The organism is Cohnella silvisoli (assembly GCF_021190915.1).
In the GTDB taxonomy this organism is placed as follows: domain Bacteria; phylum Bacillota; class Bacilli; order Paenibacillales; family Paenibacillaceae; genus Cohnella; species Cohnella silvisoli.
The window spans coordinates 316,568-337,928 of record NZ_JAIOAP010000002.1 but is presented as its reverse complement, the minus strand read 5'-3'; the positions used below and the strand labels follow the sequence as shown (position 1 = coordinate 337,928).

General features: G+C 51.0%; 24 protein-coding genes. All 24 read left to right on the top strand.

Annotated elements, in window-relative coordinates:
• Positions 1–17: 17 nt before the first annotated feature.
• The 24 genes from hepT (at position 18) to K7P76_RS05005 (ending at position 21,300) form a co-directional block, all read left to right on the top strand.
• The gene (gene hepT / locus K7P76_RS05120; RefSeq protein WP_232184055.1) at positions 18–992 is read left to right on the top strand and encodes a heptaprenyl diphosphate synthase component II; all 975 of its coding nucleotides are present in this window, start codon (positions 18–20) and stop codon (positions 990–992) included.
• 60 nt (positions 993–1,052) lie between these two features.
• Entirely contained in the window at positions 1,053–1,496 is a 444-nt protein-coding gene (gene ndk / locus K7P76_RS05115; RefSeq protein WP_232184054.1) for a nucleoside-diphosphate kinase, read from the top strand.
• Positions 1,493–2,296: a CheR family methyltransferase gene (locus tag K7P76_RS05110; protein ID WP_232184462.1), complete on the top strand. Its 804-nt coding sequence runs from the start codon at positions 1,493–1,495 to the stop codon at positions 2,294–2,296. Before ndk ends, K7P76_RS05110 begins: the two co-directional genes overlap by 4 nt.
• 64 nt (positions 2,297–2,360) lie before the next feature.
• Entirely contained in the window at positions 2,361–2,522 is a 162-nt protein-coding gene (locus K7P76_RS05105) for a hypothetical protein (RefSeq protein WP_232184053.1), read from the top strand.
• Positions 2,523–2,610: 88 nt separating this feature from the next.
• A complete protein-coding gene (gene aroC / locus K7P76_RS05100; protein ID WP_232184052.1) occupies positions 2,611–3,780 on the top strand; it encodes a chorismate synthase in 1,170 nt (389 codons plus the stop codon).
• Positions 3,780–4,886 (top strand): 3-dehydroquinate synthase, encoded by a 1,107-nt coding sequence (gene aroB / locus K7P76_RS05095; protein WP_232184051.1) that lies wholly within the window; start codon positions 3,780–3,782, stop codon positions 4,884–4,886. The genes aroC and aroB overlap by 1 nt, the downstream gene beginning before the upstream one ends.
• Positions 4,887–4,891: 5 nt before the next feature.
• Positions 4,892–5,260: a chorismate mutase gene (aroH, locus tag K7P76_RS05090; RefSeq protein WP_232184049.1), complete on the top strand. Its 369-nt coding sequence runs from the start codon at positions 4,892–4,894 to the stop codon at positions 5,258–5,260.
• A gap of 193 nt (positions 5,261–5,453) precedes the next feature.
• Positions 5,454–6,113: a hypothetical protein gene (locus K7P76_RS05085; protein WP_232184047.1), complete on the top strand. Its 660-nt coding sequence runs from the start codon at positions 5,454–5,456 to the stop codon at positions 6,111–6,113.
• A gap of 651 nt (positions 6,114–6,764) precedes the next feature.
• Entirely contained in the window at positions 6,765–8,345 is a 1,581-nt protein-coding gene (gene trpE / locus K7P76_RS05080) for an anthranilate synthase component I (protein ID WP_232184046.1), read from the top strand.
• Between the two features lie 21 nt (positions 8,346–8,366).
• Positions 8,367–9,413 (top strand): anthranilate phosphoribosyltransferase, encoded by a 1,047-nt coding sequence (gene trpD, locus K7P76_RS05075; RefSeq protein ID WP_232184045.1) that lies wholly within the window; start codon positions 8,367–8,369, stop codon positions 9,411–9,413.
• Complete coding sequence (gene trpC / locus K7P76_RS05070) at positions 9,403–10,209, top strand: indole-3-glycerol phosphate synthase TrpC (RefSeq protein WP_232184044.1); 807 nt, start codon at positions 9,403–9,405, stop codon at positions 10,207–10,209. Before trpD ends, trpC begins: the two co-directional genes overlap by 11 nt.
• A complete protein-coding gene (locus K7P76_RS05065) occupies positions 10,206–10,895 on the top strand; it encodes a phosphoribosylanthranilate isomerase (RefSeq protein ID WP_232184043.1) in 690 nt (229 codons plus the stop codon). Before trpC ends, K7P76_RS05065 begins: the two co-directional genes overlap by 4 nt.
• Positions 10,892–12,097 (top strand): tryptophan synthase subunit beta, encoded by a 1,206-nt coding sequence (gene trpB / locus K7P76_RS05060; protein ID WP_232184042.1) that lies wholly within the window; start codon positions 10,892–10,894, stop codon positions 12,095–12,097. Before K7P76_RS05065 ends, trpB begins: the two co-directional genes overlap by 4 nt.
• Positions 12,094–12,939 (top strand): tryptophan synthase subunit alpha, encoded by an 846-nt coding sequence (gene trpA, locus K7P76_RS05055; protein ID WP_232184041.1) that lies wholly within the window; start codon positions 12,094–12,096, stop codon positions 12,937–12,939. The genes trpB and trpA overlap by 4 nt, the downstream gene beginning before the upstream one ends.
• 152 nt (positions 12,940–13,091) lie before the next feature.
• The gene (hisC, locus tag K7P76_RS05050; RefSeq protein ID WP_232184040.1) at positions 13,092–14,189 is read left to right on the top strand and encodes a histidinol-phosphate transaminase; all 1,098 of its coding nucleotides are present in this window, start codon (positions 13,092–13,094) and stop codon (positions 14,187–14,189) included.
• Between the two features lie 4 nt (positions 14,190–14,193).
• Positions 14,194–15,330 (top strand): prephenate dehydrogenase, encoded by a 1,137-nt coding sequence (locus K7P76_RS05045; protein WP_232184034.1) that lies wholly within the window; start codon positions 14,194–14,196, stop codon positions 15,328–15,330.
• A gap of 436 nt (positions 15,331–15,766) precedes the next feature.
• Positions 15,767–16,363, top strand: coding sequence for an RNA polymerase sigma factor (locus K7P76_RS05040; RefSeq protein ID WP_232184461.1), 597 nt, complete (start codon positions 15,767–15,769; stop codon positions 16,361–16,363).
• Positions 16,360–16,962, top strand: coding sequence for an anti-sigma factor family protein (locus tag K7P76_RS05035; protein ID WP_232184032.1), 603 nt, complete (start codon positions 16,360–16,362; stop codon positions 16,960–16,962). The genes K7P76_RS05040 and K7P76_RS05035 overlap by 4 nt, the downstream gene beginning before the upstream one ends.
• Positions 16,959–17,567: a histidine phosphatase family protein gene (locus K7P76_RS05030; protein WP_232184031.1), complete on the top strand. Its 609-nt coding sequence runs from the start codon at positions 16,959–16,961 to the stop codon at positions 17,565–17,567. Before K7P76_RS05035 ends, K7P76_RS05030 begins: the two co-directional genes overlap by 4 nt.
• A gap of 105 nt (positions 17,568–17,672) precedes the next feature.
• Positions 17,673–18,890, top strand: coding sequence for a hypothetical protein (locus tag K7P76_RS05025; RefSeq protein WP_232184030.1), 1,218 nt, complete (start codon positions 17,673–17,675; stop codon positions 18,888–18,890).
• Positions 18,891–18,963: 73 nt separating this feature from the next.
• A complete protein-coding gene (locus K7P76_RS05020; protein ID WP_232184028.1) occupies positions 18,964–19,470 on the top strand; it encodes a gamma carbonic anhydrase family protein in 507 nt (168 codons plus the stop codon).
• A gap of 36 nt (positions 19,471–19,506) precedes the next feature.
• Entirely contained in the window at positions 19,507–19,689 is a 183-nt protein-coding gene (locus tag K7P76_RS05015; RefSeq protein WP_232184026.1) for an IDEAL domain-containing protein, read from the top strand.
• 175 nt (positions 19,690–19,864) lie between these two features.
• Positions 19,865–20,776, top strand: a complete 912-nt coding sequence (locus K7P76_RS05010; RefSeq protein ID WP_232184024.1) for a DHH family phosphoesterase — start codon at positions 19,865–19,867, stop codon at positions 20,774–20,776.
• A gap of 101 nt (positions 20,777–20,877) precedes the next feature.
• Positions 20,878–21,300, top strand: coding sequence for a DUF2487 family protein (locus K7P76_RS05005; RefSeq protein WP_232184022.1), 423 nt, complete (start codon positions 20,878–20,880; stop codon positions 21,298–21,300).
• The last annotated feature ends 61 nt before the right edge of the window (positions 21,301–21,361 follow it).

The window sequence follows — 21,361 nt, the reverse complement described above, 5'->3', positions numbered from 1 at the left end:
CAACCGCAGGTGAATTTATGAAATTAATGCAGCTTTATGCCGCAATGAAATCGGATCTACAAGCTATCGAAGACCAAATGGCCCAAACCGTAACCTCAGACTTGCCGATTCTCAGCGAAACGTCCTTGCATTTGCTGAAGGCGGGAGGCAAGCGGATCAGGCCTGTATTTGTGCTTTTATCCGGCAAGTTCGGAACCTATTCGATGGATACGCTTAAACGAGTGGCCGTTCCTCTCGAATTAATTCATATGGCAACTTTGGTGCATGACGACGTGATCGACGATGCCGACACAAGGCGCGGACAGTTAACCGTGAAGTCGAAGTGGGACAACCGGATTGCCATGTTTACAGGCGATTATATTTACGCTAAAGCATTGACGGTCATAACGGAGCTGGACAAACCTCGTATTCATCAAATTTTGTCCGGTTCAATCGTTCAAATGTGTATCGGTGAAATGGAGCAGATTCGCGATTTCTTTAACGTTGAACAGAGCGTGCGCAATTACTTGCGAAGGATCAGGCGGAAGACGGCTTTACTCATCGCGATCAGTTGTCAGCTTGGAGCGATGGCGACGGATGCGCCTGCTAGAATAACCCATGCACTCTACAGGTTCGGTTATAACGTGGGGATGGCGTTTCAGATTGGCGATGATCTGCTAGACTTATGCGGAACGGAGAAAGCGATCGGCAAGCCGCCGGGCAACGATCTGAGGCAAGGGAACATTACTTTGCCTGTACTTTATGCTCTTCAGGAAGAAGGCCTGCGCGAACAACTTCTTAAGGAGATCGGTCTCATACGCGATAACGAGGGACCCGTTAATTCTGCGGCTGCGGTGAAGCTTGTGCGCTCCAGTCGAGGCATTAAGATCGCCGAGGAGTTGGCGGACAGATACATAGCGAAGGCTTTGAAAGCTCTGGATCGGTTACCCAATATCCCCGCTAAACGGAATTTAGCCGATATTGCTCGATTTATAGCGAAACGAAGTTATTAAAACACCATTTTTATGGTAAAATGATGGGTACTATCGGTTTTACTTGGAAGGAGCGGTATTATGGAAAGAACGTACTTAATGATTAAACCTGACGGCGTGCAACGCGGTTTGATCGGAGAAATCGTCAGCCGATTTGAGCGCAAAGGGCTTAAGCTAATCGGAGCTAAGCTAATGAACGTTTCCATGGAGCGGGCAGAGCGCCATTATGCCGAACACAAAGGCAAAGATTTCTACGAGATGCTTTTGAATTTCATTACCGCAGGCCCCGTGTTCGCAATGGTTTGGGAAGGCGATCAAGCGGTTGGATTGTCCCGTGCCCTAATCGGCAAAACCAATGCTCTAGAGGCGGCACCTGGAACGATCCGAAGCGACTTTGCCATACATACGAACTACAATTTGATTCACGGCTCGGATTCCCACGACAACGCCGAGCGCGAGATCGGCATCTTCTTTTCCGAAGAGGAACTGGTCTCTTATGACAAGGCGATACAGGTGTGGATATGATCAATGCCAACTTGAATGGTTCCGAGGATGAAGATTTTGCTCGGTTTATCGTTAATATTAAACGCGCGACGTCCATTGACTTGTCGCAGTACAAGGAAAATCAAATGCGGCGTCGTTTGACCACGTTGCGCTCGAAATACGGCTATGCCACATTTGCCGAGTATTTCAATGCCATAACAAGCGAAGCTAGGTTACGTAACGAATTTTTAGATCGTATGACGATCAACGTCTCGGAGTTTTGGCGCAACCCGAACCGCTGGCAAGTGCTGAAGGATAAATTTCTGCCTCAAATGATCAAAGAATCGCCCCGGCTTAACATTTGGAGCGCTGCATGCTCTACGGGGGAAGAACCCTACACGCTTGGAATGATATTGGATTCGCTGGACGTATTGGACCGGACCGCTTTGATTGCAACGGATATCGACGAAGGCGTTCTCGCGAAAGCGAAGGAAGGCGTTTACTTGGAGCGTTCTTTGCGCGATGTGCCGGCAGAGTATAAATCCAAGTATTTCACCAGCGCGGAGGGTGCTTTCAAAATATCCGAGCGTTTGAAGAAGGCTGTCAAATATCAGAAGCAGAATTTGCTCCTGGATAATTTCGGAGATAAATACGATCTAATCGTTTGCCGTAATGTCATGATCTATTTCACCGAGGAAGCAAAGCATGTGCTGTACGGCAAATTCGCCCGTGCGCTCAAGCCCGGGGGTCTTCTGTTCGTCGGCAGCACGGAGCAAATATTTTCCCCGGCGCAATACGGATTGGAAACGGCGGATACATTTTTTTACCGAAGAACGATTTAAACGTATGTTAAATAGGCTCCCAACCGATAATAAGTCTAATCAGGCCAGGCGGAAGGAGCCATGCATGGACAAGCGCAAAGTTATAGCCGCCTACAAGCGGGGGTTAATATCCGTGCAGGAATGCGCGCAAATTCTAGGGTTGGACAACACGGATTTGCTCGAATATATGAGGGACTCAAGAGTTCCTCGACCTAAAGCGAATAAGAAACAGTCCGTCCGCACTTGACGGGCTGTTTTCTTGTCAAACGCTTTAACGCTGTACTATAATGGTCAAAGATGTTCACGGTTTTAGTGGCAAAAGGGAGGAACCGAGCTTGAGTTTACGTTATTTAACCGCGGGGGAAACGCATGGACCGCAGCTTACGGCTATTATCGAAGGTTTACCAAGCAACCTGGAGCTTGATTTCGAAGCTTTGAATTTTCAATTGCAACGTCGCCAGAAAGGTCATGGCCGCGGCCGCCGCATGCAAATCGAGACGGATACGGCGCAAATCGTCGGCGGTGTTCGTCACGGCCGTACGACCGGTGCGCCGGTGGCGCTTGTGGTCGAGAATAAAGACTGGAAGCATTGGTCCTCAGTCATGAACGTTGAACCGATTGAGGGAAATGACGAAGCGAAACGCCGGGTATTCCGCCCGCGTCCGGGACATGCGGACCTTAACGGCGGCTTGAAGTATAACTTAAAAGATTTGCGCAACGTGCTTGAGCGGTCCAGCGCGCGAGAAACTGCTGCACGCGTTGCAGTTGGAGCTGTAGCCCGTCAATTATTAGGCCATTTCGGAGTCAAAGTTGCGGGACATGTTGTATCGATCGGCGAAGTTGTGGCTGCAACGCCTAATCTTCCAATCGACGAGTTGATCGCGGTAACCGAAGAATCTCCCGTCAGAGTCGCCGACAAAGATGCGGAGCAAAAAATGATAGAGCTAATCGATCGCATGAAAGCGGAAGGCGATACGATTGGCGGAGTTGTTGAATGCATCGTCACCGGATTGCCTGTCGGACTTGGAAGCCATGTCCAATGGGATCGCAAGCTGGATGGACGTATCGCCCAAGCGGTCGTTTCCATCAACGCTTTCAAGGGCGTGGAAGTTGGAATCGGGTTCGAAGCGGCTCGCATTCCCGGTTCTAAAGTACATGATGAAATTTTGCATACCGCTGATAAAGGTTTCCACCGTGCATCCAACCGCGCAGGCGGATTCGAAGGCGGAATGACGACTGGCGAGCCGATTGTCGTTCGCGGGGTCATGAAGCCGATTCCAACGCTGTACAAACCGCTTGCAAGCGTAGATATCGACACGAAGGAGCCTTTTACGGCTCAGGTTGAGCGTTCCGATGCTTGCGCTGTACCGGCGGCTAGCGTCGTTATGGAGCACGTAGTGGCTTGGGAAGTGGCTAAAGCGTTCTTGGAGAAATTCGGCGGAGATTCCGTAGAGGAAATTCAAGCGAACTTAGATAGCTACTTAAGCCAGGTAGAGGCGTACTGATGGCGGGCGGGACGAGGGAACTGACGGTTGATCTGGGGGAACGTTCCTATCCCATCTATATTGGCTCCGGTTTAATTGCTCGGACTGGAGAGATTTTCTCGGAAAGAGGATTTCCGGTTAAGTCGCCGATCTTGCTAGTAACGGATTCTTCGGTCGTTGATTTGTATGCGGCTAAAGTGGAAGAGGCTCTTGCTACAGCAGGATACGCGGTGACGACGGTTGTTGTACCTTCAGGCGAAACCTCCAAGTCTTTAGAGATGCTGGATGAGTTGGTCGGTGCGGCTTTGGAAGCGGGATTGGACCGCAAATCAACGATTATTGCGCTCGGCGGCGGAGTTGTCGGCGATCTTGCCGGGTTCGTCGCTGCTTCCTATATGCGGGGAGTTCGGTTCGTACAGATTCCGACCACAATCCTGGCGCATGATAGCAGCGTCGGAGGCAAAGTGGCGGTTAACCATCGCTTGGCGAAAAATATTATCGGAGCTTTTCATCAGCCTGAATTCGTTCTGTATGATTTGGATACGCTGGCAAGTCTTCCGCTTCGTGAAGTTCGAGCTGGGCTTTCGGAAGTCATTAAACACGGCCTCATCTGGAACGAAGAGTTCGTCGCATGGTGCGATGCTAATGCGGAGGGGCTGCTGGCTTTGGAGCCGGAAGCGCTTGGCTATGCGTTGTATGAAGGCTGCAAAGTGAAATCGATCGTCGTATCCCGCGATGAACGGGAGAACGATTTGCGCGCGATCCTCAATCTGGGTCACACGATTGGCCATGCGCTCGAAGCAGTCGCGGGCTACGGAGAATTACTGCACGGAGAAGCGATTGCGATCGGGATGGTTGGCTCGGCTAGATTAGCAGCGAGGTTCGGGTATTCCGCTCATATCGCGGCAGAGACAGAGCGGATTTTCCGCAAATTCGGACTTCCAGTTCGGATTCCAGCTAGCTGCGAGACCGATGCAATCATGAGCGCCATGCTGCACGATAAAAAATTTTCCGAGGGGCAAATGGTATTCGTCGTTCCGACCGCTATCGGCAGCGTGGAAATTCGTAACGATGTGCCGTCCTCGTGGGTAAGAGAAATTGTGGACGGATTAAGAGAGGGGAATTAGCAACCATGAGCATTAGGGGAATCCGCGGTGCCATTACGGTCGAACTAAATGAAGAGAGCCCGATATTGGATGCAACCATTGAGCTGTTAGATGGCATCATTGAGGTTAATCATTTTAATCCAGAAGATATTGCCAGCGTGTTCGTTACGGTTACTCAGGACTTGGACGCCACCTTCCCGGCTCGCGCGATCCGTCAGATGGCAGGGTGGGAGCTTGTGCCGCTGATGTGTTCCCTAGAAGTACCCGTCAAGGGCAGCTTGGAGAAATGTATCCGCCTCATGGTGCTGGTCAACACGGACATCCCACAGAAGGACATCCGTCACGTATACCTGAACCGCGCTCAGGCGCTTCGGCCGGATTTGCTGGGGAAGTAAGGTCACGGAGACACCGAGACACCGAGACACCGAGACACCGAGACACCGAGACTAATCATTGAAAATTTTTGGAATTTATTCTATAATCATGTTGCAGTATCTTTTCAGCGCGTGAAGCACACGCCGTTTCTCTCTTCGGAGAGGGCGGCGTTTTTTTGTTTTTCAAGATAATTAGTTTGTGGGAGGTTAGTCCATGTATAAATCGGAATACACCAAGTTATTGGAGGAGCAGAAGAGACAAGCTACCGGTATGCGTTTAGAAATGTTGCTTAAGCAAGGTGAAGGAGAGAGGAAATTATGTGAGGAGATATTAACTCCGACGCTTAAAACTCTTAAGGGTATAGTTCTTGAAAAAGAAATAATTACTCTTACCGGCGTCAAAGCTTATATTGATGCTTACTATGAGCCGTTGAGATTTGGATTCGAAGGTGAGGGATTTGTTGCCCATGCGGAGAATATTACCCGTCCTCGATTTGACTTTGAACGTCAGAAGATACGCTCAATGGTTGCACTTGGGATTAAATATGTTCCATTCTCTTGGGACGATATGGACAAAAAACCGGATATGTGCCGACGAACCGTGTTTGAATTACTCGGAAGGTTCTCAGGTAACATGGGGGTTTCATATCGGGAAGTTTCACTCTATGAGCGCGAAGTTATCAGGTATGCATTGTGGCTGGACCGGCCAATACGGATGAGTGATGTCCGCGAGTGCTTGCAGAAGGGGCCGGAAACTTGTCGAGGCGTTCTTCGTGAGATGGTGGACAAAAGACTGCTAAAGCCGCTGCATGATGGGCTGATGCGGAACCATGAGTATGTTTTAGAGGAGGATGCAAGCAAACACTTATGGTAGATAATAAAAACACCCGTAATAAATCTCCGGAAGAAGCATCAGTTGAATAGAGCGGATTATCCGCTTTAAATCGGCTAAAGAGGCTCCGTGGGTAGGAATAGAGCTGATTATCCGCTTTAAATCGACGGAAGAGGCTCCGCGGGTAAGATTAGAGCGGATTATCCGCTTTAAATCTGCCGAAGAGGTACCGCGGATAGGATTAGAGCGGATTATCCGCTTTAGATCAGGGAAGAGTCACTGCGAGTGGGAATAGTGGTGTTAGATGACAAGGTGTAATGCGGAGGGATATGAGTCAGTGCCTGCTTTAACCGATCTAGTTCATTATTAGTTGACGTCCATCGCAGCAGAATGCTATATTAAGATACATATTACGCAATGCGGAACGGTCGGCCACAGGGACGACAACTTACGCAGGATGCGAGCCGAGTAGAGATGAGAAGAGATGAGCGGAGAAGCCGTTTCATTTGCGCAGCATGGCTATGTGCGCCGATGAAGTGCGATCAACTTATCGATTATGCGCATCTCTGCGGAGCAGGGGTGCTTTTTTAATGGGAAAAAGCCGGTTCTTATCTCAGCGAGGCGAACCAGATTTGATCGAATAGGCGCAACTTGTGTGCTATCTATCGATCGTGAACAAAGGAGAGATCAATCATGGATCAGCAGGAGCTGCAGGGAATTAAAGCAATGGCAGGGCAATATAACGTCATTCCGGTCGTCCGCCGTCTGCTGGCCGATACGGAAACGCCAATTCGGGTGTTTCAGCATTTAAGCAAGGACAAGTACGCCTTTCTCCTAGAGAGCGTGGAGGGCGGCGTTAAGTGGGCTCGATATTCTTTTATCGGCACGGATCCGTTCCTCGTATTGAAGCTAAAGAAGAACCACCTTACTCTAGAGCAGAACGGGAAGACGGAATCGCACCATACGACGGAACCTTTGCAGCTTCTACGGGAGAAGCTTCGCTCCTATCGGAGTCCGGCTCTGCCTGAGCTACCTCCGTTTACGGGCGGCGCTATCGGATTTTTCGGGTACGATCTGCTGCAATATTACGAGAAAAAACTGCCGCCGCACAAGACGGATGATCTGAACATGGACGATATGCAATTTATGTTCTGCGATCGCGTCATCGTATTCGACCACTTCAAACAGCAAGTGCTAGTCATCGGTAACGTCCATATCGCCGAGAGAGCTACTGACCTAGAAATCGAAAGAGCCTATGCAGACACCTGTAACGCCATCGACGAGACGATTCGCAGAATTCAGCAGCCGCTTCCTATACAACCGTCCAAAGGCACTCCGCCAATGGATCCGGAGCTTGGAGAGATTGCCTCCAATCTGACGAAACAACAGTTTCTTGACAACGTCAATCAAGCGAAAGAATACATTCGGGCGGGCGATATTTTCCAAGTGGTGCTCTCGCAACGTTTCCATATCGAAACCGAAGTCGATCCGCTCCATGTGTACCGCGTGCTTAGAACGATGAATCCGTCGCCGTACATGTATGTGCTGAAGATGGATGATGAGGTTGTCGTCGGCACATCCCCGGAGCTGCTCGTGAAAGTGGACAACGGCAAAGTGGAAACAAGGCCGATAGCGGGGACGAGGCCGCGCGGCAAAACTCCCGAAGAGGACATCGCTCTTGAAAAAGAACTGCTGGCGGACGAGAAAGAACGCGCGGAGCATGTGATGCTCGTGGATCTCGGTCGTAACGATCTAGGCAGAGTATCTACTTTCGGAACGGTCAAGTGCGACAGCTACATGGAAGTCGAACGCTATTCCCACGTCATGCACATCGTATCGAACGTCACCGGTCAGCTGCGGCCGGACAAAGATTTCTATGATGCGTTCCTGTCTTGCCTTCCGGCAGGCACGGTGTCGGGTGCTCCGAAGCTTCGGGCGATGGAAATCATAGCCGAATTGGAAAATGAAGCTAGAGGCGCGTATGCGGGAGCTATCGGCTATCTCGGATTTTCGGGGAACCTGAACACTTGCATTACGATACGGACGATTATTTTCAAGCACGGTAAAGCCTATGTGCAAGCGGGAGCGGGAATCGTATGGGACTCCGTTCCGGAAAACGAATATGAGGAAACGGTCAATAAAGCTAAAGGAATGCTTAAAGCGATCCGATCTGCGGAAGCGGCCTTCCCTCTTTCCGGCTCAGGCAAGCGCAGCGGCAATGAATTTCCTGTAGTTGTTGCGGGCGATCGCCGTACGAATTGGGATTATGATTAAGAGAAAGGGGAATCAGGCGATATGAGCGAAACTCTCACGACAAGTCTACCTCAAGCTCTGGCTAAACTAATGAACGGCGATCATTTAACGCGCGACGAAGCTTTCGGAGCGATGACGACGATCATGCGGGGAGAAGCGACGCCCGCGCAAATCGGCGGAACCGTGATCGCGCTCCGTATGAAAGGCGAAACGGTCGACGAAATTACCGGTTTTGCGGAAGCGATGAGAGCTTTCTCCAATCACGTTGCGACGGAAAACAAAGATTTGCTCGACACGTGCGGAACGGGCGGCTCCGGCATTCATAAATTCAACATTTCGACGATATCCGCAGTTATAGCCGCCGCCGCAGGCGCTCGCGTAGCCAAGCATGGTAACCGAGCGATGTCCGGCAAAGCAGGCAGCGCCGACGTTCTTGAAGCTCTCGGCGTCAATATTAATCTAACGGCCGAGCAAGCCGCAATTTGCCTCGAGAGAACCGGAATATGTTTTATGTTCGCACAGCTGTACCATCCCGCGTTGAAGTATGCCGCCGCGCCGAGACGCGAACTAGGAGTCCGTACAATATTTAATATGCTCGGCCCGCTAGCCAACCCGGCCAATGCGGATCGCCAGCTGATTGGTTTATATGATCGGACGCGCACCGCTACGGTTGCGGAAGTGTTGTCCAGATTAGGATTAAAGAAAGCGATGGTTGTGGGCAGCCACGACGGCTTGGACGAAATCAGCATCTCCGCGCCGACGCAAGTATCGGAGCTGCGTGACGGAGAAGTCATCACCTACGATATCACACCTGAGTTGCTCGGATTGTCTACGGTTCCGCTAGGTGCCGTTCAAGGCGGGGACGCTCAGGAAAATGCGCAGATCATCCGCAGAATACTTGGCGGCGAGCAAAGCGCTTATCGTGACGTTGTCCTCGCGAATGCCGGAGCGTGTATCTATGTGGCTGGACGCGCAGATACTTTGCCTGAGGGAGTAAGAATAGCGGGGGAAACGATCGATTCCGGGCAAGCCGCGAACAAATTGCAGCAATGGATTGCTACGACGGGAGAAGTGAGCCATGTTTCTTGATCGCATCGTCGCTACCAAACGTGAAGAGGTAGAGGCGCTTAAACGAACGTTATCGATAAGCGAAGTCGAAAGAACAATATCGGAGCTCCCGCCATGCCGCGGATTCGAGCAGGCGTTGATCGGGCGCAATCGTCCGGTTGGACTCATAGCCGAAGTAAAGAAAGCAAGCCCGTCGAAAGGTTTGATCCGTCAGGATTTTCATCCGGTTTCATTGGCGCAAGACTATGAGCTAGCCGGAACGGATTGCATTTCCGTGCTGACGGATACCGATTATTTTCAAGGCAGCAACGAGTACTTAAAGCAAATTCGCGAGCAAGTGAAGGTTCCGCTCTTGCGCAAAGACTTCACCATTGACGAGCGGCAAATTTACGAAGCCCGGATTATCGGCGCGGATGCAATTCTTCTCATCGCCGCGATCTTGACCAAAAGCGAGTTGTCTTCGTTTTATACGCTTGCCCGTGACCTGGGTATGGACGTGCTTGTCGAAGTCCACAACCGTCCGGAGCTGGAGACCGTATTGGATATCGGGAAGGCGACGCTTATCGGTGTTAACAACCGGGATTTGAAAACGTTCTTTACGGACTTGAATGTAACCGAGCAGCTAATCGGACTAATGCCGAAAGGGATAGTGGCGGTCAGCGAAAGCGCCATATCGTCCGTTGACGATGTTGCGTTTGTTCGCGGAGCGGGCGCGCAAGCCGTTCTCGTAGGCGAGCACTTCATGCGCCAGGCCAACATTCAGGAAGCGGTCAACGAGCTGCTGGGTCCCGTTACGAAAGAAGGAGCCGCAAGATGACGAGCCATCGTTCGGCCAAAGTGAAAATTTGCGGAATCAAAGAAGAGGCGACTTTGCAGGGGATGAGCGGACTTCCGGTTGAATACATCGGATTCATGTTCGCCAAGAGCCGCAGGCAATTGACTGCGGAGCAGGCAGGAAAACTGCATGCGGTTTCCCGGACGATTCCGATGGCTGATGGAAAACCTCCGTTAACGGTCGGCGTGTTCGTTAATCCTACGATCGAGCAATTGGCTGATGTATTGTCCGTTGTTCCGCTGGATATCGTCCAGCTTCACGGAGAAGAGTCCCCGGAATTTTGCCGTGAGGTTCAAGAGCGATTTAAGGTTGAGGTGTGGCGCGCATTGCCTTTCACCGAAGGTACGGAGTCGCTCGAGGATCCGCAAACCGGCGGCGCAAACCGGCTTGCAGCATACCGGGGCGCGGTCAGCGCTATTTTGCTCGATACGGCGGGCGGCGGGACGGGCAAAACTTATCGCTGGGATGTAATCCCATCCTACCAACAAGCTGCCCGCAGCAATGGCTTGCAATTGTTCATCGCCGGCGGTTTAAATCCCGATAATGCAGATGAGTTAATCACATCCTACCATCCAGACGGCGTCGATATTTCCAGCGGTGTGGAAACAGACGGGGTAAAGGATAACTATAAAATCACCGCATTCGTAGAAAGGGTGAGAAGCTCATGAGTCAAGTGCCTGATCAACACGGACGCTTTGGTCCTTTCGGCGGAAAATACGTGCCGGAGACGTTAATGAACGCGTTAATCGAGCTGGAGGAAGCGTACCTGAAATATAAGGACGATCCCGACTTCCTGGAGGAAGTTCGTTATCTGCTCAAGCAATATTCCGGGCGTCCGACCCCGCTTTATTACGCGGAAAGGCTGTCAGAGCATTTGGGCGGCGCTAAAATCTATCTGAAGCGCGAGGATCTTAACCACACCGGCGCGCACAAAATCAACAATACGATCGGACAAGCGGTTCTCGCCAAACGAATGGGCAAGAAAAAAGTAATCGCCGAAACCGGAGCCGGTCAGCACGGCGTAGCATCCGCAACCGTGGCGGCATTGATGGGGCTTGAGTGCAAGGTGTTCATGGGCGAAGAAGACACGAAGCGCCAACAACTGAACGTGTTTCGCATGAAGCTGCTCGGATCCGAAGTTATCCCCGTCATGTCGGGAACCCGCACGCTGAAAGACGCGTGCAACGAAACGCTGCGTTACTGGGTTAGTCATGTAGACGATACTTACTACATTCTCGGATCGGTGACCGGTCCGCACCCCTATCCGATGATGGTGCGTGATTTCCAACGTATTATCGGCGTGGAGTCGAGGGAGCAAATTCTCGAAGCCGAAGGTCGCTTGCCGGACGTTGTCGTGGCTGCAGTCGGCGGCGGCAGTAATGCGATCGGTATTTTCCACCCGTTCATCGAGGATAAAGACGTTCGTCTTGTCGGCGTGGAAGCCGCAGGACGAGGTGTGGACACGGAGGAGCATGCCGCCACGATGACCAAAGGCCGCCCGGGCGTATTCCAAGGCTCGATGAGTTACGTCCTCCAAGATGAAGGCGGACAGGTGCTGCCGGCGCATTCCATCTCCGCGGGGCTTGATTATCCGGGCATCGGACCTGAACACTCGTATTTGAAAGACATCAAACGCGCGGAATACGTTCCGATCACGGACAAGGAAGCACTGGACGCGCTGGGTATTTTATCTCGCATGGAAGGTATCATCCCGGCGCTTGAATCCGCTCACGCGATCGCTCAAGTGCTAAAAATAGCGCCGACGATGAGCAAAGACGAAATTATCGTCGTTAACCTTTCCGGACGCGGAGATAAAGACGTGGAGTCTATTATGTCTTATCTAGCGGTAGAGGAGGGACAGCAATCATGAGTATCACGACAGGTTCTAATGCGATCGATACCGTATTCGCTGAATTGAAAGCGAAAGGAGAAACGGCGCTTATTCCGTTCATGACGATGGGCGACCCCGACCTTGAGACGTCGGTTGCGCTCGTACAGGCGGCCGAGGCGGCCGGAGCTCATATGATCGAGCTCGGCGTTCCTTATTCCGATCCGCTAGCCGACGGTCCCGTTATTCAGCGTGCTTCCGAGCGCGCGCTCAAGAACCGGATTGACTTGAGAGATTGCATGGCCGTCGCATCCAAGGCTAAAGTTTTGGGCGTTAAGATGCCTTTTATCTTATTTACTTACTTTAATCCAGCTTTGCAGCTAGGGTTGGAGCGTTTCTTCGACCTCTTAAAGGAGCATGGCTTCAGCGGGGTTATCATTCCCGATTTGCCGCTTGAGGAAGATGCGGAAACACGCGCCCTAGCAGAGTCGAGCGGCATTCATCTGATCCCGCTCGTAGCGCCGACATCCCAAGCGCGCGTAGAACGGATCGCAGCCCAAGCTAAAGGCTTCGTTTATTGTGTCTCCTCGCTTGGCGTAACCGGCGTCCGCTCTACCTTTCACGATGGGATCGACAGCTTCCTCAGCACGGTACGCAAAGCGGCGTCCGTTCCGATCTGCGTCGGCTTCGGAATTTCTTCCCGCGAGCACGCGGAGCGGTTCGCGGGCCAAGCGGACGGCGTCATCGTCGGAAGCGCCATCGTGCGCCAAGTTGAAGATGCGTTGCCGCTTCTCACTTCCTCGGACGAGGCGGAACGCAAGCAAGGCCTTCAAGCCATCCAGGATTTCATTGCGGGTTTGAAGCCAAGGACATCCGTCTCATAAGCAAGCAAAGCAAACCGAAATTATTAAACCTATCTGTACAGTGCCGCGTTGTTGTGTCAAAATAGAATACACATTTCCATACGGAGCGCCATACGTTCCGCCGTTGGCGGAGCTCATAACGCTCCGTTCGTCGTATCTCAGGAGGGAAACTCATGCAACCGAAAGCGAATATTGTTCACTTGCCCGTATACCAACCCGGCAAACCCGTAGATGACGTGAAACGAGAGCTTGGTTTAACGGAAGTCATTAAGCTGGCTTCCAACGAAAATCCGTTCGGCAGCTCCCCGAAAGCGATGGAAGCGATCGCTCGCGAAGTGGAGAATATTAGCATTTATCCCGATGGCGCAGCAGTCGAATTAACTTCTGCCTTGTCTTCCTATCATGGGGTCAATCCGGATCAGATTATTTTCGGTGCGGGATCGGACGAAATCATCCTCATGATCGCGCGCGCGTTCCTCGTTCCGGGGGATGAAACGATAATGGCAGACCAAACATTCCCGCAATACAAGCATAACGCCCAGATCGAGAATGCGGTTATTTTAGAGGTGCCTCTCAAAGAAGGTACCCATGATCTGTTTTCCATGCTGGAGCGCGTTACGGACAAAACCAAAGTCGTTTGGGTGTGCAATCCGAACAACCCGACGGGAACGATCAATAACGCGGACGAAGTGGAATGGTTCCTATCCAAGGTGCCGGGCCATGTTCTCGTCGTGTTGGATGAAGCGTACTGCGAATATATCGATGACACGTCCTTTCCGGATGGGATTAAGCTGCTGCAAAAGTATCCGAATGTTGTACTGCTGAGAACTTTTTCGAAAATATACGGACTCGCCTCCCTGCGGATCGGCTACGGGATCGGCCGTCCCGACGTCATTCGCAGCATCAATCAGGTTAGAGAACCGTTTAATACGTCGCGTTTCGCACAAGCAGCGGCACTAGCCGCGCTTAATGACGAAGAATTCATCGCGAAATGCCGCGAAGCGAATAAAATCGGCTTGGCTTACTTTAACAACTCCTTTGCCGAGCTTGGCCTTGATGCTTTCCCGGCGTACGGCAATTTCATTATGGTCGACGTGAAGAGATCGGGGCAGGAAGTGTTTGACGCCTTGCTGCGCAAGGGGATAATCGTAAGAGCGGGCCACAAGCTGTACCCGACTCATATCCGCATTACCGTCGGAAGCCAAGAACAGAACGAGAAAGTTATCGCCGCACTGACTGCCGTGCTGCAAGAAATCGCGGTAAAGGTGTGAAGGCATGAGCGGGGAGTTTAGCGATTTTACGGCTTTAACGAATGATTCTCGCATCAAAATCGCCATTTTCGGAGTCGGTCTAATCGGAGGCTCATTGGCGCTTTGTTTCAAAGGGAAACCGGGCGTACATGTCGTCGGTCACTCGGTTAACCCGTCGTCGACGGAGAAGTACGTAGCCCGCGGCGTCGTGGACTCGGCAACAACCTCGGTAGAGGAAGCGGCGAAGGATGCGGATTTCTTATTTCTGTGCGTTCCTGTCGGCCGCTTAGAGGACTACGTGGACGAGCTTGCCAAGCTTCCGTTAAAGCGAGGTTGTATCGTAACCGATGTAGGGAGCACCAAAGCCTCCGTCGTGAAACATGCAGCCAAACTTTCCGCTCGTGGCGCTGTATTCATCGGAGGACATCCGATGGCAGGGTCTGAGCGCTCAGGTGTGGAAGCCGCTAGTCTTCATTTGCTTGAAAATGCATTTTACGTCTTAACGCCTACGGAAGACACGCCTCCCGAGTCCGTGGACAAGCTGGAGCGGTTGCTGAAATGGACTCGCGCCCACATCGTGAAGACGGACGCGGTCCAGCACGATGATATCGTTGGGGCAATCAGCCATTTGCCGCATATGATCGCGGTAGCTCTCGTGAATCAAATCGCCGGCTACAACGATTCCAATGAACTTTATCGGAGGTTAGCGGCAGGCGGGTTCCGGGATATTACCCGTATTGCTTCCAGCGATCCGTTGATCTGGCGGGATATTCTGCTCAACAACCGGGAAGTGATGTTGAAGCTGATTCGCGACTGGCAAAGCGAGATGGAGCGGTTCGCCGTTTTGTTGGAGGAAGGGGATGGGGAAGGGGTGGCGGAGCAGTTCCGCCGCGCCGGACAATTCCGCAGTCAGCTTCCCGAACGGCGCAAAGGGATGATCACCTCCATATACGAATGTTACGTGGATGTTCCGGATCACCCCGGCATTATCGGCAAGATCGCCACCGAGCTCGGCCAAGCCAAGATCAACCTGAGCAACCTGCAAATTATCGAAAGCCGGGAAGATGTGCCGGGGGTTCTTCGGTTGTCTTTTCAACAGTCCGACGATCTGGACAAAGCAACGGACTTATTGAAATCATTGCAATACGATGTTCATATGTGAGCGGAGAGGGATTTCGCGGTTGAGCCGCAAAATCTCTTTTTTGCTGTTAATGCCGCTTGTAAACGCTTCAAAATAAAATGTAAACGCTTATTGACAAAATGTAACCGTATACATATAATAAAAGTACAGTATGGTTTCTCTCCACTCCTATCCAATCCTAGCACTGTGTGCAGCCACCCTCCGGGGTGGATTTTTTTTGTCCAAATTAAATCAGACATTAATCGTATAATAGGACACATTTACCTCGAAAATTTGAGAAATTTTTAAGCTCAGAGTGCCTATTCCTGTGTTACAATAGCATATAGAATTTGTAAAATACTGGTTCACAAAAAATCTATGCGCCATAGAGCGCAACTTTTTCGTTTTTGGCCGGTACAATATGTAGAATCACCGGCTGCGAACGTTAACCCTGACATGGGGGAGGGTCGCGGAAATGATGACCGATTCCCAATTAATACGGGAAATTAAAGACGGTAACGTAGAGTTGTATTCATCGCTTATGGGGCGATATCAGAAGAAGATTTTATCTTTTGTATACCACATGCTCAAAAGCGCAAAGCTAGAATTATTAGCGGAAGATCTTTGCTCGGAAACTTTTTACAAAGCGTATCGAAGCCTGCAATCCTTCAGGGAAGTAGATGCGTCTTTTTCAACTTGGTTATATACGATTGCACGCAATACGGTTCTCAGTGAATTGCGCAAGCAGAAGACGGCGCATCTATCACTTGACGATTCCACATACATACCAGCCGCACCTCCAGAAGAGGCGCCTGAGCAGCGGTTGCTGCGCAACGAGAAGGTTTCCATGGTAAGAGAGGCCATCAATAGCTTGCCCGAGAAGCAGCGATCCGCGTTGATTCTAAGGGAATATGATGGATTGGATTATCAGGAAATCGCCAACATTTTGGGTCAGACGGTCAGTTCTGTCAAATCGTTGTTATTCCGGGCTAGGGCCAGTGTGAAGACGCAATTGGAATCGTACTTTGCCGAACCGGCCATGATGAAGGAGTACGAGGAGATGAAGCTGCGATGAAATGCGAAGAAGCCGGAGAATGGTTTGGAATTTACCAAGATCTGCCGGAGGATTCCGCCGAACGAATCGCTGTCGATTTGCATGTGCAGGAATGCAGCGAATGCGCGGAAGAGTTCAGCATGTGGGAAGAAAGCGCGCTCTTGATTCAAGAGCTGCCCATGAACGATGAACAGCAAGAAGAGCCCATTGCATCCGAGTGGGTTAATCAGAACGTAATGAGCCGAATTTATGCCGAACAAAGCTGGTATATGCCGACGGTTCGCCGCACCTATTCTTTCTCCTTTGCGTTCCGGAGAAAAGTTGCCGGCATATTGGCCGCTTTGCTCGCTCTCTTCGTTTGCGGATTTCTGTACACCGCATTCGGACACGTACGCGGAGTAAACGGTGACGGAACGGGAGTAATGGATACGGCAAACGTATTCGCGACCAGCCAGCAGGTGGGCGACAGCGTTCATCTCGAAGTTCCGGTAGCCAGCTTAAGCGATCCGATCATGTTAAATGTAACGCCAGCCATGCCAGAATATTGGGTTGCCCTCTCGATGCTTGGTATGATCATGACATTGCTTATCTTGAATTGGTTTTCCCGTGTTCGTACATGACGTTAGCAACTCGAATCGGCTGGGTGCGTCATGGCATCACGGAATGGAATCAATTGGGCAAAATACAAGGCGTAACGGATATTCCCCTTAGTCTTGGAGGGATTAAGCAAGCCCATTTGCTCGCCGAGCGATTGGCGCGCGAAGGGGAAACTTGGCACGGGGTTTACAGCAGCGATTTACAGAGAGCGCTGCAAACCGGCAAAATACTGGCCGAACGTCTAGGCATACCGCTTATTAAGGACACTCGTCTTCGGGAGCGCTCATTCGGGGAAGCGGAAGGAACGACGGAGCCGGAGCGTCTTTCTAGATGGGGCGCAGGATGGCGGCGCTTGGTACCCGATCAGGAAAGCGATGAAATCATCAAGGCACGCGGTCATGAATTCGTAAACGAGCTTTCCGAGAAACATTCCGGTGAATCGTGGCTAGTCGTCACGCACGGCAGTTTTCTGGCGAGAATGCTTCAATCGTTATGCGCGGATTTAGATGATTCGCATCTGCTGAATATGTCTCTTACCATACTCGAAGAGCGGCAAGAAGGCTGGAAGCCGCTGCTTCACAATTGCACGAACCATCTGAATGATGCGACTATAGAGTCCTCTCATTGAAAATCCGGGTATTCGACCGGATTTTTTGCGTATATATAACGTTTAAGACGGGTTTTCCGCGCCGATACTGGAAAGTAAATCCTCCATAAAAAGCGGGGAATGCCGATGAACTTGGCCGACATGCTTTGTTACGCGGATATCGCGGAGCTGACAAGAATCGCGGAAACTTACGATTGCACATGCAGCAGCAATTCCAAGAACGATTTGATCCAAACGATTTTAACGACCGTGCAAAGACGGGAAGTCATGGAATCGAGAGTAGGAGAGATGACGGGAAACGACTTGCGTTTCTTGAATTCTCTCATGTTCGAGAACAGGTCGGCTTACAGCCTGGAAGAGTTAAAGGCGAGAGCGCTTGGCGGAGAGCCGATCAAAGTCGAGCAAACGGCTATTTCCAAAGCGGAAATCCCCGCGCTTAAAACCGCCGGAAGCCGTTCTCGCAAGGGGAAAAATACGGCGCCTCCACCGCCGCCAGGGCCTGACGAATCGGCACGCCTTGCGATTTCAAGGCTCAAGAAATTCGGATGGCTATTCAACGGTTTCTCGCAACAAACGCGTTATTTGTATCAAGTCCCTGAAGATGTGAAAACCCGGTTGCGCGAAGTGCTGGAGAAGCGATATCGTTCATCGCTCGTCTTCACGGAAGAACCGCCGGCTTATCGGGACGAAAGAAGTTTGATCATGGACGATATTGTCCACTTTCTACGATATGTGCGCGACAACGAAATTGCGGTAACCGCCGATGGCGTAATGTACAAGCGGCAAATCGCACAAGCGTTAGAGCTATTCTCCGTTAACGAGACCATTCCGAACCGAGGAGGCTGGAGGTTTGGTTACGGGCGGCATTTCCGCGACTATCCGGATCGCTTTTCGCTGCTATACGATTTCGCTTGTCACCAAGGCTATATCGTAGAAGAACCGGAGAGGCTTACGCTAACGGTAGAAGGCAGGAGGCTAGCGGACGGTCTGGAGAATCCCGACCCTACAAAACTGTACAGATTCTGGCTCCGACTGTACAAAGGGCCGATTCCTAACCTGACGACTCTCACCCAATGGGTGATGCGCCTGTCCTCTGATTGGGTGACGGTAGACTCCTTATATCAAATTCTTCAGCCGCTCGTCCGTTCCTATTATTACGACACCCAGAGAGACATCTTAGAGCGGCGAGTGCTAGTCATGCTTATGCACCTGGGTATCGTCCGCTGGGGTGAAATGACCGACGGAGTCAGCGTCATCCGGATAACTCCGCAAGGGGTCATGCTCATTTCGGGAAATTCGCTTGCTTTCGAGGATACGTTGATGCTTGGCAAACCGCCGATTTGACAGTTTTTAGCCCAGGTTGCTACAATCTCCTGAAAACGGGCTCCCGCCCAAAGCGGGACAAAGGAGATTAACAATGCTATTGCCTTTTGAAGGAAAGCTCCCGCGGCTCGCTGCTGACGTTTATGTGGCGGAAGGAGCGAAGATCGTCGGGGATGTCACGATCGGCGACAAGAGCTCGGTTTGGTTTAATGCCGTTCTGCGCGGAGATCTTGCACCGATTGTCATCGGAAAACATTGTAATATTCAAGACGGAGTTGTCGGCCATGTGAATACGAATCAGCCGCTTATCGTAGGCGATGGCGTTTCTGTCGGACATGCGGCAATTATACACGGCTGCACTATAGGCAAAGGTACATTGATCGGCATGGGGGCTATCGTCTTGAACGGGGCAGACATCGGTGAATATGCTTTAGTGGGAGCCGGTGCGCTCGTAACTGAAAATCAGGTCATTCCGCCCAATACTTTATGTTTGGGGTCGCCGGCAAAGGTTGTTCGGATATTAACCGAGCAAGATTTGCTGCGAATGAAAAATACGGCTGACAGCTACGTGAGCAAAGGTAAGCAATACGGGAATCCGTAATAGGAACCCTAACGCCGGATTTCGGAGGTGCAACGAATGGACAACATGAAAGTCGCCTACGAGACGATGCTGGGATTGGCGGCAGAAATGGTCCTGGACGAAGCGCTGCGCAATTACCGGACGGAGAAAATCTACAATGCGATCGATAATGCGCTTGCGCAAGGAGACGTAGAATCGTTTCGGCGCTTAACCGATGAATTAAAAGCTATTCAACGTTAGATCGGTTTAAGCTATCTATACGGTTCGTATAGCGAGACCCAACTTTAGCGGTTGGGTCTTTTACCTGCACGATTTACTCTGTGATAATGAAAAAACGTGTCGAATCTAATAAATATCTGGTATGATATACCTATTATTTAGGGAATTTGCACCATATCATAGGGGAGTGTTAGAGATGAGACTCGTGACGCGTTCGGATTTCGACGGATTGGTTACGGCAGTGCTGTTGAAAAAGCTGGAGATGATTGAAGAAATCAAGTTTGTGCATCCGAAAGACATGCAGGATGGAACGGTAGCGATAACGAACAATGATATTTTGACGAACGTTCCCTTCGTCGCAGGCTGCGGGTTATGGTTTGACCATCATGCCAGCGAGGTCAAGCGTGCGCAAGAAGAGAAGTTCGATTATAAAGGCGAAGTGCGCATAGCCGATAGCGCTGCAAGGGTTGTCTATGAATATTACGGCGGAAAAGAGAAGTTCGGCCCTTTTTTCGATAACATTATGGAAGGCGTCGACAAAGCCGATGCCGCGAAGTTTTCCGACAGCGACATCTTAAATCCCGAAGGCTGGGACTTATTATCCTTCGTCATGGATTCCAGAACGGGCTTAGGACGTTTCCGAGATTTCCGAATTAGCAACTACCAACTCATGGAGAAGCTTGTGGAATTATGTTTACATAAAAATATTGATCAAATTATGCTTGACGAAGACGTGAAAGAGCGGGTCGATCGCTATTTCGAGCTGGATGTGCCTTTCCGTGAAATGTTGGCCGCCCACACGCGCATCGAAGGCAATGTCATTGTTACGGACCTGCGCAACGTGGAGCAAATTTACCCTGGCAACCGGTTTCTTATTTATGCGCTCCACCCCGAGCAGAACGTATCACTATGGATCGTGGACGGTTTCCAGAAACAAAATTGCGCCATCGCTTGCGGTCATAGCATCGTTAATCGCACGTGCGAAGTTCCTGTTGGCTACTTAATGAGGGAGTTCGGCGGCGGCGGGCACGAAGCGGCCGGAACATGCCAGGTCTCTTACGAGAAAGCCGATGACGTTATCGCTCAACTAATCGAACGGTTTAATTAAGATAGAACGAGGGCGCCTTTTCCGGCTGATCAACGGAAAAGGCGCTTTTATTGTCCGCGCTTTTGGAGTACGATTAGGAAGAAAAGGAGTGGACAATACATATGAAATTCAGTGAGATCGACGGGGATAGTTGGCCGGAGCTGCAGCCCTATCTGGATACATGCTTGATTCCCCTGTCGGGATTAACGGGTAAAGAATCCCCGTGGGAGGCGACGGATAAGGTTGCCCGCACGGGACAATGGTTAGCCCCCATAGAGCAGGATTTCCGCGGTCGAACGGTCACGATGCCGGCAATCCATTATGATATCGGAGGCGATGGTGATGCGGAACAGCTTAATCATTTGATCGGCCAATGGAAGAAAAACGGATTCCGTTACGTCATTGTAATAAGCGGACACCTTTTGGAAGGGTCCGGGAAGCTTGACGCGGATTTAATTATCCAGCCTGCCACGGAAGAAGATCAGCCGGATTCCCAGCTCATTGGCAAGGCAGTAGCGAGCTTGTGGCGGACAACAGCGGAGTAACGAAAATGTATGTGTGCGGTAACAAACGGGAACCACGCATAAGGTTGGGGATGAAGGGTAA